The sequence below is a fragment of the Thiomicrorhabdus sp. genome (assembly GCF_041583835.1).
Classification (GTDB): Bacteria; Pseudomonadota; Gammaproteobacteria; order Thiomicrospirales; family Thiomicrospiraceae; genus Thiomicrorhabdus.
The window spans coordinates 153,515-168,525 of record NZ_JBFHFC010000002.1; the positions used below are offsets into that span (position 1 = coordinate 153,515).

The 15,011-nt window shown below is 48.5% G+C and carries 15 protein-coding genes; 8 read left to right on the forward strand and 7 right to left on the reverse strand.

The features are described 5' to 3' along the window. Nucleotides 1–19: 19 nt before the first annotated feature. On the reverse strand, nt 20–2,431 hold the full coding sequence (locus ABY044_RS01855; protein WP_373017558.1) for an EAL domain-containing protein: 2,412 nt from the start codon (nt 2,429–2,431) through the stop codon (nt 20–22). Between the two features lie 80 nt (nt 2,432–2,511). After that, complete coding sequence (locus tag ABY044_RS01860; protein ID WP_373017560.1) at nt 2,512–3,411, reverse strand: phosphate/phosphite/phosphonate ABC transporter substrate-binding protein; 900 nt, start codon at nt 3,409–3,411, stop codon at nt 2,512–2,514. Between the two features lie 215 nt (nt 3,412–3,626). Between ABY044_RS01860 and purE the strand changes: the two genes are divergently transcribed. Together purE and ABY044_RS01870 are read left to right on the forward strand one after the other, a co-directional pair. Then, nucleotides 3,627–4,130: a 5-(carboxyamino)imidazole ribonucleotide mutase gene (gene purE, locus ABY044_RS01865; RefSeq protein WP_373017562.1), complete on the forward strand. Its 504-nt coding sequence runs from the start codon at nt 3,627–3,629 to the stop codon at nt 4,128–4,130. 90 nt (nt 4,131–4,220) lie between these two features. Beyond that, nucleotides 4,221–5,327, forward strand: coding sequence for a 5-(carboxyamino)imidazole ribonucleotide synthase (locus ABY044_RS01870; protein ID WP_373017564.1), 1,107 nt, complete (start codon nt 4,221–4,223; stop codon nt 5,325–5,327). Nucleotides 5,328–5,331: 4 nt separating this feature from the next. Here ABY044_RS01870 and ABY044_RS01875 read toward each other — a convergent pair whose 3' ends face one another. The 3 genes from ABY044_RS01875 to ABY044_RS01885 are packed head-to-tail and all read right to left on the reverse strand — an operon-like array spanning nt 5,332 to nt 8,815. Next, the gene (locus ABY044_RS01875; protein ID WP_373017566.1) at nt 5,332–6,810 is read right to left on the reverse strand and encodes an NAD(P)H-hydrate dehydratase; all 1,479 of its coding nucleotides are present in this window, start codon (nt 6,808–6,810) and stop codon (nt 5,332–5,334) included. 22 nt (nt 6,811–6,832) lie between these two features. Continuing rightward, complete coding sequence (locus ABY044_RS01880) at nt 6,833–7,600, reverse strand: undecaprenyl-diphosphate phosphatase (RefSeq protein WP_373017568.1); 768 nt, start codon at nt 7,598–7,600, stop codon at nt 6,833–6,835. Nucleotides 7,601–7,627: 27 nt separating this feature from the next. Further along, nucleotides 7,628–8,815 (reverse strand): class I SAM-dependent methyltransferase, encoded by a 1,188-nt coding sequence (locus ABY044_RS01885; RefSeq protein ID WP_373017570.1) that lies wholly within the window; start codon nt 8,813–8,815, stop codon nt 7,628–7,630. A 230-nt stretch (nt 8,816–9,045) separates the two neighbouring features. On the opposite strand from ABY044_RS01885, the gene ABY044_RS01890 reads away from it, so the two are divergent. Continuing rightward, nucleotides 9,046–9,510, forward strand: a complete 465-nt coding sequence (locus ABY044_RS01890; RefSeq protein WP_373017572.1) for a FliG C-terminal domain-containing protein — start codon at nt 9,046–9,048, stop codon at nt 9,508–9,510. A 17-nt stretch (nt 9,511–9,527) separates the two neighbouring features. Next, nucleotides 9,528–9,998, forward strand: a complete 471-nt coding sequence (locus ABY044_RS01895; RefSeq protein WP_373017574.1) for a FliG C-terminal domain-containing protein — start codon at nt 9,528–9,530, stop codon at nt 9,996–9,998. A gap of 20 nt (nt 9,999–10,018) precedes the next feature. Here the strand turns inward: ABY044_RS01895 and folB are convergent, their stop codons facing one another. Then, nucleotides 10,019–10,387, reverse strand: a complete 369-nt coding sequence (folB, locus tag ABY044_RS01900) for a dihydroneopterin aldolase (RefSeq protein ID WP_373017576.1) — start codon at nt 10,385–10,387, stop codon at nt 10,019–10,021. A 139-nt stretch (nt 10,388–10,526) separates the two neighbouring features. Between folB and plsY the strand changes: the two genes are divergently transcribed. After that, nucleotides 10,527–11,132: a glycerol-3-phosphate 1-O-acyltransferase PlsY gene (gene plsY / locus ABY044_RS01905; protein ID WP_373017578.1), complete on the forward strand. Its 606-nt coding sequence runs from the start codon at nt 10,527–10,529 to the stop codon at nt 11,130–11,132. A 71-nt stretch (nt 11,133–11,203) separates the two neighbouring features. Here the strand turns inward: plsY and tsaD are convergent, their stop codons facing one another. Beyond that, nucleotides 11,204–12,241, reverse strand: a complete 1,038-nt coding sequence (tsaD, locus tag ABY044_RS01910) for a tRNA (adenosine(37)-N6)-threonylcarbamoyltransferase complex transferase subunit TsaD (RefSeq protein WP_373017580.1) — start codon at nt 12,239–12,241, stop codon at nt 11,204–11,206. Nucleotides 12,242–12,415: 174 nt separating this feature from the next. On the opposite strand from tsaD, the gene rpsU reads away from it, so the two are divergent. The 3 genes from rpsU (at nt 12,416) to dnaG (ending at nt 14,987) form a co-directional block, all read left to right on the forward strand. After that, nucleotides 12,416–12,631, forward strand: coding sequence for a 30S ribosomal protein S21 (rpsU, locus tag ABY044_RS01915; RefSeq protein ID WP_279419818.1), 216 nt, complete (start codon nt 12,416–12,418; stop codon nt 12,629–12,631). 14 nt (nt 12,632–12,645) lie between these two features. Then, nucleotides 12,646–13,095: a GatB/YqeY domain-containing protein gene (locus ABY044_RS01920; protein ID WP_373017582.1), complete on the forward strand. Its 450-nt coding sequence runs from the start codon at nt 12,646–12,648 to the stop codon at nt 13,093–13,095. Between the two features lie 116 nt (nt 13,096–13,211). Beyond that, nucleotides 13,212–14,987 (forward strand): DNA primase, encoded by a 1,776-nt coding sequence (dnaG, locus tag ABY044_RS01925; RefSeq protein ID WP_373017584.1) that lies wholly within the window; start codon nt 13,212–13,214, stop codon nt 14,985–14,987. Nucleotides 14,988–15,011: the final 24 nt, after the last annotated feature.

The window sequence follows — 15,011 nt, forward strand, 5'->3', positions numbered from 1 at the left end:
TTTGCGGCCAAGCCGACTTCTAAAAAATCTCGTCGATAGAGGTCGGTTTGTGGAAGTGATATCCTTGCGCATAGCCGATTCCGACTTGTTTTAACCAATCAGCAACGTCCGCATTTTCAACAAATTCCGCAATGGATTGAATGTCCATTTCTTGGCTGATCTGATGAATCGCCCTTACCATGGCGGCGTCAACGGTATCGCTGAGAACGTCTAGTACAAAGCTACCGTCGATTTTCACATAGTCTACAGGCAGGGTTTTTAGCCAGCCGAAAGAAGAGAAGCCCGAACCGAAATCGTCCAGCGCCAATTTACAACCGTAGTTTTTAATGCTGTTTAAAAACGCGATACTGGCTGACATGTGGGTGATGGCCGTGGTTTCGGTAATTTCAAAACAGAGTTTGGAGTTGAGTTCCGGACTGTCTTGCAATAGGTTCAATAAAATGTGGTTGAACTGAGTGTTGTCCAGCGATTGGCCGGAAATGTTGATGTTCAGGTAGTTGATGCGACTTTCATTATTTTTAAGCCACTCAATCGCATGCTGCACGACATAGGTATCCAGCGAGGCCATCAGGTTGAAACGTTCCGCGGCCGGTAAAAACTGGTCGGGCGTGATTAAATCGCCGTTTTCTGTTTTTAAGCGTACCAAAATTTCAAATGCGCGTTTGTCCGGTTGCGTTTGTAGAGGGATGATCTCTTGAGCGAAAAGAACGAACTGTTCTTTCTCGACCGCTTGTTTGATTTTATTGACCCAATCGAGTTGAGAAAATTCTTTGGCGAGTATTTGATCGTCTTCCCGGAAGAGGTGAATCCGGTTGCGGCCCCGGTCTTTGGCTAGATAACAAGCCATATCGGCCTGGCTCATTACAGCCGCTTTGCTGACCGATCCTTGAATAGAGGCAATGCCGATACTGGTGCCGATATCGAATGTTCGGTCTTCCCACGTAAAGCGGTATTGCTCAATGCTGCTACGAATTTTTTCGGCTACGGTTTCGGCATTATTGGTCGGGCAGTTTTCCAGAAGAATTGCAAACTCATCACCGCCGATTCGAGCGAGCATATCGGAGTCGCGGATTTGATCTTGCAGGATTCTGGCGACCTGTTTTAAAAGTTCGTCTCCGGCGGAGTGTCCTACGGTATCGTTAACGATCTTGAACTGGTCGAGATCGATATAGATCAGGCAGTGTTGAAGTTGAGGACTTTCAGCACCTGCTTCGATCAATTCGTCAAGTTTGTTTTCAAAGGCCTGACGGTTATGTAAGCCTGTCAGGCTGTCATGCATCGCCTGCCAGGTTAGTCGCTCTTTAAGTTGGCGTGCTTCGGTGGCGTCGTGGAAGACCAGAACCGAACCGATGACTTCGCCGCTTTTATCGATAATCGGCGCGCCGGAATCCTCAATGGAAATTTTCTCTCCTGCACGGTTGATCAGTATGGTGTGGTTTGCCAAGCCTATAATCTTGCGCGTTTCCATGCTCTTTAAAGCCGGATTGACTGCGGGTTCCAAGGTTTGTTCATGGAAAATTCTGAACACTTGCTCCATCGGTTGGCCTTTTGCGGCGAAGTTGCCCCAGCCTGTCAAATGTTCCGATACCGGGTTGAGGTAAGTGATCTTGCCGTCGCGATCGGTGGTGATGACGCCGTCTCCGATTGATTTCAGAGTTATTTCCGCACGTTCTTTCTCGGCATGCAGATCACGTTCTTTTTCTTCAAGGTCGACCAGCATGGCCTGAAAATTATCGGATAGGTTTTGCAACTCGTCTTTACGGTTCAGGGCGATGTTAATATTGCGTTCTCCGGCACGAACCTTTTGAGTGGTGCTGATTAATTGATAGATGCCTTTGGTTAGATTTCTTCCCATAATCCAAGCTATCAGGGTGCCGATTAAAATGGCAAACAGGGTATATACCAGCCCCTCTTTGGTTATGTACAAGAGGCTTTTGGAGATGTTGCTGCGACTCATTTGCACTCGAGCCCAGCCTAATAAAGTGGCGTCGACGAAAATCGGCGCAGCGATATCGATGACTGTGTCGTCGTCAAAAAAGATCATTAAATCGTCGGGCGCGGCGTTTAAAGGGAAATTGGTATCCGAAATATATTTTCCCGCTCGTTTTTCGGTCGGTGCTTTTTCGTTGTAGTAGCTGAGTATCTTCCCTTTGGTATCGGTAATCATGGCAAAACGGAAGTTGGCCTGTTGAGATTGCGAGGTGATGATTTCTTCCAAGCCGGCAAGGTCATTGGAGAGTACCCAGGGAATGCTGTTGGTTGCAAGGGTGCGGGCTATTCCGGTCGTTGCAGCTTTTGATTCTGAAACCAGGAACGCATGCTGACGGCTAACCAGATCTACGATGAATACGCTCATCAAGACGGCATGAACGGCGGCAATGGAGTAGATGAGTTTGTGTTTTATTGAACGGCTGAAAAAAAACTTTAGCATTTTATTTGTTGCAATCCTTGTGATGTTTTTAGGATAAATTCCCTTTTACCTGCAATTCCATTGTCGTATCAAAACTGAATCTATAACGGTCGTACTGTTTGTGTGAACTGGTCGATGAACTCTTTTACGTCTTGATAATTTTGGTTGTTTGCCAGTTCAAAATGGGAAAGGTGCATTCGCTCCAAAGCTTTTTTACCTTCCGGTGTTTTATGAAAATCGGTTAACGCCTTTTGGACTTGCTGTACCAGTGCCGCGGGCATGTCGGATCTGGCGACAATGCTGTTATTAGGTAATGTCTGGGTTTCCCAGATCACCTTGAGTTGTTCCTTTAGCTCGGGACGTTCGCTTGAAAGTGCTTCCCACGGCGGCGGCCAAGTAGAACCGGCGGCAGTGTTTCCGCGGTATACGTTCATAATGGACGATTCCTGAGAGCCGACGTAACGGTTTTCAATGTCTTTGTTGATGTCCAAACCGTGTTTCTGCAAATAGTCTTGCGGGAGTATGGTCGCTGCCAGGGCTGTCGCCGCGGGATAACTTACGGCTTTGCCTTTTAAATCGCTAGGTTGTTTGATTGAACTGTCTTTACGAACCAGAATGATGCCCCTAAAGTTTTGGTCGTCTCCCATTTTTGCGATGACTTGATAGTGGTGGTTGATTGCGATTAGAGTCTGGTATGGGTTCGGTAGGGCGAAAGGCACGCTTTGCTGTTTGAGTTTTTCGTTAAAAGCGTCGTAGTTTCGGGAGGCTTCGACCTTAAAATGTACGTCGGGTATTTGCTTGTTTAAGTATTCCATTAAAGGATGGAATACTTCAAATAGACGGGTCGGATTATGTAAAGGGTGAATGGCAAAAGCGTATTCCGGAACGGAGTTTTTAGGCGTATCGACGAAAACGGGGCTGTGATTTTTTTCAGCGTCATGGGAACATCCGGCCATTAATGCGGATAGGCTTATAAGAAACGTTATAGCCAGTTTTGTCATTAGAGATGTTTCCCGAAATTCAACGTCGTCGTGTTGATCGTTTTGTATACATTTGCGCAACAAAATATCATTCTATCAGACTGTTTTTATTGTGTCTTAAGATTTTGATTGATGGGATAATATCGGTCGAATACAGAAATAGTATGGTTAAGTTATTGAAACATATAAAAAATGCGTGTACAATTTACCGCTTTTCTAAAATTTAGAGTGCAATTATGACGCAATCAGTTCAGCCTCTAGTGGGCGTAATTATGGGTTCCAAGTCAGATTGGCCGACAATGAAAAATGCGGTTGATATGTTGGAGCAGTTTAACGTGCCTTACGAAGTCAAGGTGGTTTCGGCGCATCGTACCCCGGACTTGATGTTCGAATATGCCGAGCAGGCTGAAGCGCGCGGATTGCAGGTTGTTATCGCCGGTGCCGGTGGTGCGGCGCATTTGCCCGGCATGGTGGCGGCTAAAACCGTGGTTCCGGTGTTGGGTGTTCCGGTTCAGTCGCGCGCATTAAGCGGCCAGGATTCTTTATTGTCGATCGTACAGATGCCGGGCGGTATTCCGGTCGGTACTTTGGCTATCGGTGATGCCGGTGCTAAAAATGCCGGAATCATGGCGGCGCAAATAGTCGGTAATCAGGATGCGGTGATTCGCGAAGCGGTTAAGGCGTTCCGTGCCGAGCAGACCAAAATCGTTCTGGAAAACCCGGATCCACGCGCCGAATAGGCAAGACATACAATAAATCGAATTCAAAACCGTAGTGCGCTATTTTTGCTAAAATAAGCCGCTACGGTTTTTTTGTTTGGAGAGAGTGGGATGACCCCGTTTACAAAGCGAATTGGTGTTTTAGGAGCTGGCCAGCTAGGCCGTATGTTGGCGATTGCGGGTTATCCGCTTGGCCAAAAATTCGGTTTTTACGGTACAAGCGATGACGAACCTTCTGCGTTGCTCGGCCATATGTACAAGCAGTCCGACGATGTCGACAGTTTGCAGAAGTTGGTGGCGTTTGCCGATGTCATCACTTATGAAAGCGAAAATACCAGTGTCGAGCAGGTTAGAGAGATCGCCAAAACAACCCCGGTTTATCCCGCTGAAAAATCTTTGTATGTCTCCCAGCATCGCGGACGCGAGAAAGGCATGTTCGATCAATTGAATATTCCGTGTGCGCCTTATCAGATCGTCGATTCGTTAGACAGTTTGAAGGTGGCGGTTGAAGAGATCGGTTTGCCGGCCGTACTTAAAACCACCACCGAAGGCTACGACGGTAAAGGCCAATTTGTTTTAAAAGATAAAGAGCAAATTGAACAGGCCTGGTCAGAAATCGGCGGGCGCGAATTGATTCTTGAAGGTTTTGTCGATTTTATTCGCGAATTGTCGATTGTTGCGGTTCGCAATGCCAATAACGAACACGTTTATTATCCGCTAGTGCAGAACGTCCATCACGAAGGAATTTTGCGTTACAGCATCGCGCCGGCTCGCGATATCTCCGACGAAGTTCAGCAGCAGGCGGAAGCTTATATGCAAAGCTTGTTGGACGAATTGGATCACGTCGGCGTTCTGACCTTGGAATTGTTTGAAACGGTGGACGGTTTGGTTGCAAACGAGATGGCACCGCGCGTGCATAACTCCGGACACTGGACGATTGAAGGTGCCATGACCAGCCAGTTTGAAAACCACGTGCGTGCGATTACCGGATTGCCGTTAGGTTCGACGGCAACACGTCAGCCGATTGCAGCGATGATCAATATTATTGGTGAAACCGGGCCTGTGGATAAGGTGTTGACAATGCCGAATGCATTTTTGCATTTGTACGATAAGGCGGAGCGTAAAGGCCGTAAACTCGGGCATATCAATCTGGTTGCCGACAACGAAGAGCAGTTGTTCGAGATGTTCAATCAGTTAACGGATTTTTTGCCGAAGTAAACGTTCAAGCGTTTTGTTTGTCGGCGTAGGTCAGCAGTTGACTGATGGTAGAAGCCAGTTCGGTAGGTAAGATACCGAGCTGGCTTTTTTGTTGGGCGAGAATGTCTCCGGCATGGGCGTGCAACGTTACGCCTAAGCAAGCGGCGGTGAAAAGCGGAACGCCTTGCGCAATCAGACCGCTGATGGCACCCGTTAGAACGTCTCCCATGCCGCCGACGGCCATTCCGGGATTGCCGGCCAGGCAGATTTCCAGGTTTTCTCCGTCGTAAATCAGTGTGCCGTTGCCTTTGAGTACCGTCACCCCGCCGTATTTTTTCTGTATGGCTTTGACCGCGTTAATACGGTCTCCTTGAATTTCATCGGTTGTACAGCCGAGCAATTCTCCGGCTTCGCCCGGATGCGGCGTCAGAATCCAATTGTCCTGACGTTCGGGATGTGTCGCCAGCAGTTTTAAAGCGTCGGCATCTACGACTTTGGGTTGAGGCAGCGCCTTGGCGCGAAGGAATAGAGACTTACCCCATTCGTTTAATCCCAATCCGGGGCCGATGCCGATTACTTTGGCGGTTTGCGTCAGTTCGCTAAAGGCTTCTTCCGAATAGCACATCAATTCCGGTAATGCCTGAGTCAGGGCGATTCCATGTTCATCATGGGTGATGACTTTGACCAGTCCCGCACCGACTTTCAAACTCGATAGACCAGCCATTTGAATCGCGCCCATCATATGAAAATCTCCGCCAATCAGGCAGACGCTGCCGGCCGATCCCTTGTGGCTGGTTTTGGGGCGTTCCGGCAGCAGGTTCAGCCAATATTTAAGCGGGTGGTTTTCGGCAACGGCGGTTTTCGTTTGCAGAATGGTTTGGTCGAGAAACAGGGGGTTGTAATGTACTTTGCCGGAATAGTCGGCACCATTGAATTGATAGAGTCCGATTTTACGGGTAATAAAGGTGCAGGTGTGCTCGGCTTTGACGGCACAGCCAAGAATCCGTCCTGTATCCGCGGCAATTCCGCTGGGAATGTCCAGGGCCAATACCGGTGTTTTGCCCGCGTTGATTTGTTCGATCCAGTCGGCGACTGGATTTTGAATCGGGCGGTCGAGTCCGGTTCCGAAAAGAGCGTCGACGACGACATCGCAGGATTCGATCAACTCGGGTTTGAAAACGACCGGTTCGATGCCTAGCTGTTGCAGTTCATGGTATGCGAGTAAGGCGTCGTTTTTAATGGCTTCGGGTTGGCCGTTCAGGACGAGATCGACTTCGAGTCCGGCCATTAAGGCAAGTTGCGCGACAACGAATCCGTCTCCGCCGTTATTGCCGGTACCGCAGATTATTAACAGGCGGTTGGCATTGGGGTATTGGTTCAACAAAGTCTGAAAGGCGAATAATCCCGCCCGTTTCATCAGTAACAGGCCGGGGATATTTTTTTGTTCGATCGCAAAGCGGTCGATGGCCCGGCTTTGGCTGGCATTGTGAAAGTAAAGGGTCATGCCGGTTTCACCTGTGTTGAATTTAGACAAACAGCGTGAGTAACACTATACCAAAGACGATACGGTAAATCCCGAAGGCGTTGAAAGTGAAGCGTTGCAAAAACGCCAGAAACAATCGCATGGTCAGGTAAGCGACCACAAACGACACCACGAAGCCGACCGCCAAAGGTGCGAAGCTGGTATTGGCAAACTCATTGTAGTGTTTCAGGAAGTCGTAACCCGATGCAGCGGCCAGAACCGGTAGAGCCAGCAGAAACGAGAATTCGGCACTGGTTTTACGGCTAAGTCCGGCCAGCATGCCGCCGACGATACTGGCACCCGCACGGCTGGTTCCGGGAATCAGGGCGAAAACCTGAGCGATTCCGATCCAGGCGGCTTGTTTATAGCTGATGAGGTTGAGGTCGCCGGTTTTGTGTTCGTCTTCTTGGTAAAAACGTTCCAGTAACAGGAAAATCAAGCCGCCGATAATGAAACCCCACGCAACGATTTCAACGCTGAACAAGGCTTTGATGACGTCACTGAGCAGGAATCCGACCGCACCGATCGGGACGAACGCCATGGCGACTTTGCTCCACAACGACCACTGGCTGAGGCGGAAGTGTTCGCGGTAGTTGAAGATGACCGCAAAAATCGCCGCGAGTTGGATGATGACTTCAAACGCGGTGTTTTGATCGTTCTGTTCCAGTCCCAGCCAATCGCTGAAGACAATCAAGTGACCGGTTGACGAGATCGGTAAAAATTCGGTCAATCCTTCGATGATTCCAAGAATAAGCGCTTGATAGAGTTCCATGTCGTGTCCTATGTTGGCCTTTGCGTTTTACAGTTGATGGCGCAGGTCGCGCAGATTGAATCCCATCAGTTTAACATCAAGCTGCTTGCTGAGCGCAATCACCTTGAACGTTTCGCCCATCTCGTTGGGTAGAGTCAGGGTTTTAATCTGTTGGGCGATTCGGATTTGTTCGGTAATCGGCATATTCGGGTCGGAAGACATATCCAGTAGGCCGGTCGCCATTAAAAAATGTGCTTGAGTGGTGAAACCGGCCACCTTTAGGTTGCTGTCGTAAGCGGCTTCCGCCACGGCGGTGAAATCCACGTGTGCGGTGATGTCCTGCAAACCCGGATAGAAAAAAGGATTGCTGTGAGCGCGGTGCTGGTAGTGGCAGCGCAACGTGCCCATGACGCGGGCCGGCTGATAATATTCCTGACGGGTATAGCCGTAATCGACCAGTAGGATTAGGCCTTGCGACAAACTGTCGCTAAGTGCTCTCAGCCAGGGTTGAATGTTCAGATTAATTTCGGTCTCGTAGCCGAGTTCGGACACTTCGCCGATGTGGTTGATCAGCTGGTTGGCGAATTGCTGTAGTTTTTTGTCTGTGATTTTATGGTAATCCCAGCCGAATTGTTGAGTACTTTCGTCGTATTGCACATGGCCGAGCAGGGCTTGCTGAGGTTCGATGCGGATTCGTTCGAACGGCATCGCATCCAGAACCTCGTTTGCCAGAACGACGGCGGGAATCGGTTTTTCCGGCAAGCTATCCAGCCATATTATTTTTTTGTAAAGTTCGTCCGGAAGGTTTTCTTTAAGGGTGAATTGTTGACGTTCACGCAAGTCGGCACTGAGCTCGATGATAAAGTAGTTTTCCAGCGGTTCTTCCTGCGCCTGCAGTTCCAAAATGATGTCTTTGGCCATGGTACCTTGCCCGGCACCGAATTCGATGATGTTGGGCGTGTCGAGTTGACTTAGAACCTGCATGGCTTGGCGTGCCAGGCAGCGCGAAAAGATCGGGGACACTTCGGGCGCGGTGATGAAGTCGCCTTGTTCGCCGATTTTCGGTAGTCCGCTAGCGTAATAACCTAAACCGGGTGTGTACAGAGCCATTTGCATAAATTGAGAAAACCGCATGATCGGGTGGCGGTTCAGGCTTCGCTGAATTTTTTCGCTTAATTGCTGGCTGTGTTGTCGAGCTTCTGCGGACGGTTCCGGTAGGGTGTTTTTGGCTTTCATAAGGCTAGGGAAAATGTTCTCAAAGTTGAGTGTGGTATTATGCTATAAAGTGCTTGAAACCACTAGCGATTATGCGGAGAATGCAGAAATCGACCACTCTCCCAAGTTGAATGGAATGTTTGATTTGAGGCAGAGGAAAGAGTTCTGGTCTTTAGATTGCTTGGTACTGTTAAGGGGTGCTTAGCGGTTTTAAGTGAATGGATGTGTTGGACTGAGAAATAGAAAATATCATGAAAGTCGGAATAAAAAAGCTACATGAAAATGAGTGGCAGGTGCATATGGGGTGTGCTTCAGTGAAGATGGATCGCTTTTCCGTCGCATTGCTGCATATTACCTTGGAGCACCTGATGGCGCTGGAGCATGGAGAAAGTCATTCGACTTTAAAAAGTTATGTGAAGTTGGGTTTGAAGTTGGATGACCTGGATGATCTTGGCTTGCAGAAAGTGTTGAGCGAAGTGGACAGTAAAGCGGTATTGGACTTGTTGATTTTGGCGAATCAATCCGACTTTACCGAACGTGTTCTGAGCAATATGGGCGGGATTCTCTCTCGACAGCTGCAGGCGGATTTGGCGTCGGTGGAAATGCCGCTTGAGCAACAGGCTAAAGAGTCGATTAAGCATCTTGTCGAAAAAATGTTCGATTTAGAGGCGTCCGGCAAAATCGAATTTATCAAAGAAGATACGCAATATATTTAAGCGGGTGGAGAACGGGGATGGAAATTACAGCTAAGCGCGATAAAAGCGGCGAATATCAGTTGGAAATGGGACCGGTTACCCTGGCGTTGTCTCCTCAGATCATCGAAGCCTTGCATGCCGTGATCGACAAACGATTAAATCAATTCAGCGAGCAGGAAGCGCAGTTGCTGGATAAGAAGTTGCAGGCATATAAGGCTTTAGCGACTAAGATGTGCGCCGTCGACGACCGTATCTTTCAGACGTTTGCGCCTAAGATTACTTCGGAGCAGTTGGTGACGTTGGTTCGTTTGGCGGAAGGCGACTCGTTGCGTGAAAAGGTGATGAGAAACCTGTCCAAACAAAACCGTCGTTTATTCGAAGAGGAGTTCGATTTGCACGACAAAATTACGGTTAAGCACGCCTGTCTATATATGGAACAATTGGTTCCGTTGATTAAAAAGGCGGTGCAGCGCCAGAAAGAGATTCAAAGCGAGATGGACAATTCTTAAAAATCCGCTTCTGTAGCGGGTTATTTCTCTATCGACGGATTGTCGCGGGTGATAATCAAACCGACCGTTTCGGTCTCTTCAACCGCTTGCGGTTTACTGACTTTCAAACGGATTTTGCGCACCGCTTGGTGGTGGCTGAAAATATGTTCGCAAATCGCTTCCACCAGACTTTCCAGTAATTCATAACGGCTTGATTCGACAAGCTCGATGACTTCATCCGAAACCTGTTTGTAATTGACCGTGTCTTGAATCGCATCGCTCTTTGCCGCTTTGCCGATCGGAAGATGCATGTCGATATCGAAAATCAACGGTTGGCGGTTTTGGCGCTCCCATTCGTAAATACCGATAATGGCTTGGGTTTTAAGGCCTTGAATAAAGATGATGTCCATGAGTTTTCTGTCCGTCCGGCAAGTAGGAGGCCGCGTTTAAAGGATTTATCTGAACGCTTATTATCTACTTCTAGTAAAATCATTCAATCAAAAGTAGGGCTAGCTTTACCAAAGCGGGTAAAAGGAAGGTTATTCAAAAATGGAATTAATGGCGATTTTATTTCTGGTCGGGGCCTATTTATTAGGTTCGTTGTCATCGGCGATTATTGTTTGTAAATTAATGGGGTATGACGATCCGCGCCAGGGCGGTTCGGGGAATCCCGGTGCGACTAACGTAAAGCGCCTATATGGCAACAAGCCAGCGGCGATTACTTTAGTGGGTGATATGTTGAAAGGGGTGTTGCCGGTCGTGGCGGCGCATTGGGCGGCACTTTCTCCGGAGATGATTGCGTTGGTTGGTTTTGCGGCCTTTATCGGTCATTTATATCCGGTGTTTTTCGGTTTTCACGGCGGTAAAGGTGTCGCGACCATGTTGGGTGTGATGTTCGGATTGTCGTTGCCGATCGGTTTGGCAGTCGCCGGAACCTGGTTGTTTGTCGCCAAGGTGTTAAAAATCTCTTCGTTATCTGCGTTGATCGCGACCGCTCTGGCGCCGTTATATGTTTATTTTCTATCCGGTGAAATGACTTGGGTGGGCGTAACGTTGGTGATGACGGTTATTCTGTTCTGGCGACATAAAGGGAATATTCAGCGCTTGCTGAGTGGTGAAGAGAGTCAGATCAAGAATACTCAGAAAAACGATTGAAATCGTTTGAGCAGACTGGAGTGTTTTCCAGTCCGCTTTTTAAGCGACGCGTCAACTTGAATGGCGACGGTTTAAATGGCCGGTAGCTCTTCCAAAGACCATCTCGGCGTAGTCGCAAAGTTCAAATCGTTATGCTGACCCGCCAATAAGCGTTGCGCTCCGGCATAAGCAATCATGGCGCCGTTATCGGTGCAGAATTCCAAACGAGGGTAGAACACCTCTCCACGTCTTTTCTTCATTAGATGATCAAGTTTTGCGCGAATTTCCCGGTTGGCGCTCACGCCGCCCGACACCACCAATCGATTCAAGCCTTCCTGTTCCAAAGCGCGTTTGCATTTGATGCTTAAGGTGTCGGCAACCGCCAGTTCGAAAGCGCGGCAAATATCCGCTTTGGTCTGTTCGGTCGCATCGTTGTTTTCAACTGCATCCAGCCAAGTGTTTAATGTGAACGTCTTCAGTCCGCTGAAACTCATGTCCAAGCCGGGGCGATCCACCATCGGGCGCGGAAACTTATAGCGAGTCGCGTCGCCTTTAAGAGCCAGGTTGGATACGTTCGGGCCGCCCGGATAACCGAGTTCAAGCATTTTAGCGGTTTTATCAAACGCCTCTCCGGCGGCATCGTCCAAGGTGTCACCGAGTACTTTGTATCGGCCAATGCCGTCAACCCGGATGATCATGCTGTGACCGCCCGATACCAATAGACATATAAAAGGAAACTCGGGTTGATTCTCTTCCAGCATGGGGGCGAGCAGGTGGCCTTCCATGTGGTGAACGCCGACAGCCGGAACTTGCCAGGCATACGCCAGGCTTCTGGCAACCGAAGCACCGGCAAGCAGGGCGCCCATTAATCCCGGTCCAGCAGTGTAAGCAACACCTTGAATGTCTTTTGGTGAGACGTCGGCGTCATTCAAAGTCTGTAATATCAGTGGAGCCAGTTTCTGAATATGGTCGCGCGAAGCGAGTTCGGGGACGACTCCTCCGTATTGAGCATGCAGTTCCATCTGGGTATATAATGTGTGGGCTATCAAGCCCTTTTTAGTGTGATAAAGCGCTACGCCGGTCTCGTCGCAGGAGCTTTCGATACCTAGAACTAAAAGAGAATCTGTCATGTTTGTTACTCAAAGCCGTCAAAGTGGCTGAATTTTAACAAAATAATCGTCTTTTATTGGAAAAAGGTTTGCAAAAAAGTAATTGGAAATTTATAATTCCACGTTTTCCGCTGTCTCCTTTAATCTTGAGAGGGATGACATGAACCGAATTCAAAAAATTTAATAGGTAATAGTATGCCAAGCGTAAAAATCAGAGATACAGAACCATTTGACGTAGCACTACGTCGTTTTAAGCGTGCTTGTGAAAAAGCAGGTGTGTTAACTGAAGCACGTAAGCGTGAGTTTTATGAGAAGCCAACTTGGGCTCGTAAGCGCATGAAAGCTGCAGCGGTTAAGCGTTTAGCTAAGCGTTTGTCGCGTGAGAACCGTCGCACGACTCGTATGTACTAAGAGCGGAGTGATTCGTGTCTAGTGAGTTGAAAGCACAACTGACGGCATCCATGAAGGATGCCATGAAAGCAAAAGAAAAAGAACGCTTAGTCGTTATTCGTTCTATGCTTGCCGCAGTCAAACAGGTTGAGATTGATAATCGAATTGAGTTGGACGATGCGGGGGTGTTGGCTGTATTAGATAAGGCTATGAAGCAACGTCGCGACGCGCAGCAACAGTATATGGATGCCGATCGTCAGGATCTTGCCGATCAAGAAGCCTTTGAAATGACGGTAATCCAAGACTTTATGCCGCAAGCATTGACGGAAGACGAAATCAACAAGCTTATTGACGACGCCATGGCTGAAACGGGCGCAAGCTCCATGCAGGACATGGGCAAGGTTATGGGTCAGTTAAAACCTCAAATGCAAGGCCGCGCCGATATGGGTGAAGTCAGCAAGTTGATTAAAGCCAAGTTGAGCTAAAAACTTTTTTACCGGACTTTAACGAGTCGCTTCCATGAAAAACCTACCAGCTGAAAAGTTGGTGGGTTTTTTGCGTTTTAAGGGGTGTGTATTTTTCTGTGGATAAGGTGTGAGTAGTGGCGAATCAATCGGGTTCCATTCCGCGTTCCTTTATTGAAAATTTGTTGGCGCGCGCAGATATTGTGCAGGTCATCAATCAAAGAGTGCCCCTGAAAAAAGCAGGCGGGACCTATAAAGCCTGCTGTCCTTTTCATGACGAAAAAACCCCTTCTTTCAATGTAAATCCGGCAAAGCAGTTTTATCACTGTTTTGGTTGTGGTGCGAGCGGCGACGCTTTGAAATTTTTAATGGAATATGACGGTCTTTCTTTTGTGGAGGCGGTCGAATCCTTGGCGGCGCAGTTCGGCATGGAAGTTCCACGAGAAAAATTATCCCCCAAGCAGCAAGAGCAGCAGCAAATCAAACAGCAGCAACAGCTGGATTTGTATGAAGTGATGAGGATGGCGGCAAAGTTCTATCGTCATCAGTTGAGGGATCATCCCGCTTCAGCCGAAGCGAAGAATTACCTTAAAGCGAGAGGCTTGAGTGCCGAAATAGCCAAAGAATATGTGATTGGTTTTGCTCCTCCCGGTTGGGATAGCCTGGTTTCCGGCTTGCGTGCGGATGCAAGGCTTAAGCAGCAGTTGATCGAAGTCGGCATGTTGATTGAGAAAGACGACGGTAAAACCTACGATCGTTTCCGTCACCGTATCATGTTTCCGATTCGTGACGGGCGAGGGCGAGTGGTTGCGTTCGGCGGGCGGGTTCTCGGTGACGACCAGCCAAAGTATTTGAACTCGCCGGAAACACCGATCTTCCATAAAAGTTATGCCTTATACGGTCTGTACGAGATGCGTCAGACGCGTGAAAAGTTCGACCATATTCTGGTTGTAGAAGGGTATATGGATGTTGTTGCGCTGGCGCAGTTCGGCTTACGGAATGCGGTGGCCACTTTGGGAACGGCGACGACCGTCGACCATCTGGCGATGTTGTTCCGCCAAGTCAACGAGGTCGTGTTCTGTTTTGACGGCGACCAGGCCGGATTGAAAGCGGCATGGAAAGCGATGGAATTATCCTTGCCGTTGATGGAAGGGGAGCGTTCGGTTAAGTTCCTGTTTTTGCCGGAGGGCGAAGACCCGGATTCAATGGTGCGAAAAGAGGGGCTTGAAGCGTTTCAAGTGAGAGTGAAGGGCGCTTTATCGTTGTCCGATTTTTTATTGCAGGGACTGCAAGGGAAACTATCGTTTCCGGTCGGTTCGATCGAGGGACGCCAACAATTGGTCTCTCTGGCAACGCCATTTGTCCAGTTGGCGAAAGGCTTGTACCAATATCTATTGGTCGAAGGTTTGGCTGAGTTAGTTGGTCTGCCGGCATGGAGATTGGAAAAACAGTTGAATGTTTATTCCGGTTTTGCCGGTGCTAAAAAAGATCAGTCAAAGCCGAATAAATCAGCCTTGCCGACGGTAAGTAAAATGGTGACCTTGCCGTTAAAATTGGTACGCATTTTATTGCGTAGGCCGGGTTGGGCAGAATTTTTTCCGGAAAATTTCTCTCAAGACCTTTTAAAAACGACTAATCGTGACTATCAAGTACTGGGCGGCACGATTAAAAGTATTGTCGAGCACTCTTTTATTGCCGAATCTGCACTACATTGGTTAGCGCAAAACGGTTTTCAGCCTGAGTTGGAATTGATTCAGCGTTCGGAGATGCCGGATGACGACCAGTTTTTAAGAGCGGAATTCGATGTGGCGATTGTGGCGTTGGCCGTGGCGTTGGGAGAGGAAAAGCTTGGTCGATCCGGTTGGGATTTAACCGAGATGATCAAGTTGCAAAGTTTGGCCAGGGAAAAGTAGTCGAAACCTGGTTTATAGATTGCT

What these genes read in the sequence shown, in the direction of transcription:
- ABY044_RS01855 (WP_373017558.1), bottom strand. Translation starts at nt 2,431, where the DNA reads ATGCTAAAGTTTTTTTTCAGCCGTTCAATAAAACACAAACTCATCTAC.
- ABY044_RS01860 (WP_373017560.1), bottom strand. Translation starts at nt 3,411, where the DNA reads ATGACAAAACTGGCTATAACGTTTCTTATAAGCCTATCCGCATTAATG.
- purE (WP_373017562.1), top strand. Translation starts at nt 3,627, where the DNA reads ATGACGCAATCAGTTCAGCCTCTAGTGGGCGTAATTATGGGTTCCAAG.
- ABY044_RS01870 (WP_373017564.1), top strand. Translation starts at nt 4,221, where the DNA reads ATGACCCCGTTTACAAAGCGAATTGGTGTTTTAGGAGCTGGCCAGCTA.
- ABY044_RS01875 (WP_373017566.1), bottom strand. Translation starts at nt 6,810, where the DNA reads ATGACCCTTTACTTTCACAATGCCAGCCAAAGCCGGGCCATCGACCGC.
- ABY044_RS01880 (WP_373017568.1), bottom strand. Translation starts at nt 7,600, where the DNA reads ATGGAACTCTATCAAGCGCTTATTCTTGGAATCATCGAAGGATTGACC.
- ABY044_RS01885 (WP_373017570.1), bottom strand. Translation starts at nt 8,815, where the DNA reads ATGAAAGCCAAAAACACCCTACCGGAACCGTCCGCAGAAGCTCGACAA.
- ABY044_RS01890 (WP_373017572.1), top strand. Translation starts at nt 9,046, where the DNA reads ATGAAAGTCGGAATAAAAAAGCTACATGAAAATGAGTGGCAGGTGCAT.
- ABY044_RS01895 (WP_373017574.1), top strand. Translation starts at nt 9,528, where the DNA reads ATGGAAATTACAGCTAAGCGCGATAAAAGCGGCGAATATCAGTTGGAA.
- folB (WP_373017576.1), bottom strand. Translation starts at nt 10,387, where the DNA reads ATGGACATCATCTTTATTCAAGGCCTTAAAACCCAAGCCATTATCGGT.
- plsY (WP_373017578.1), top strand. Translation starts at nt 10,527, where the DNA reads ATGGAATTAATGGCGATTTTATTTCTGGTCGGGGCCTATTTATTAGGT.
- tsaD (WP_373017580.1), bottom strand. Translation starts at nt 12,241, where the DNA reads ATGACAGATTCTCTTTTAGTTCTAGGTATCGAAAGCTCCTGCGACGAG.
- rpsU (WP_279419818.1), top strand. Translation starts at nt 12,416, where the DNA reads ATGCCAAGCGTAAAAATCAGAGATACAGAACCATTTGACGTAGCACTA.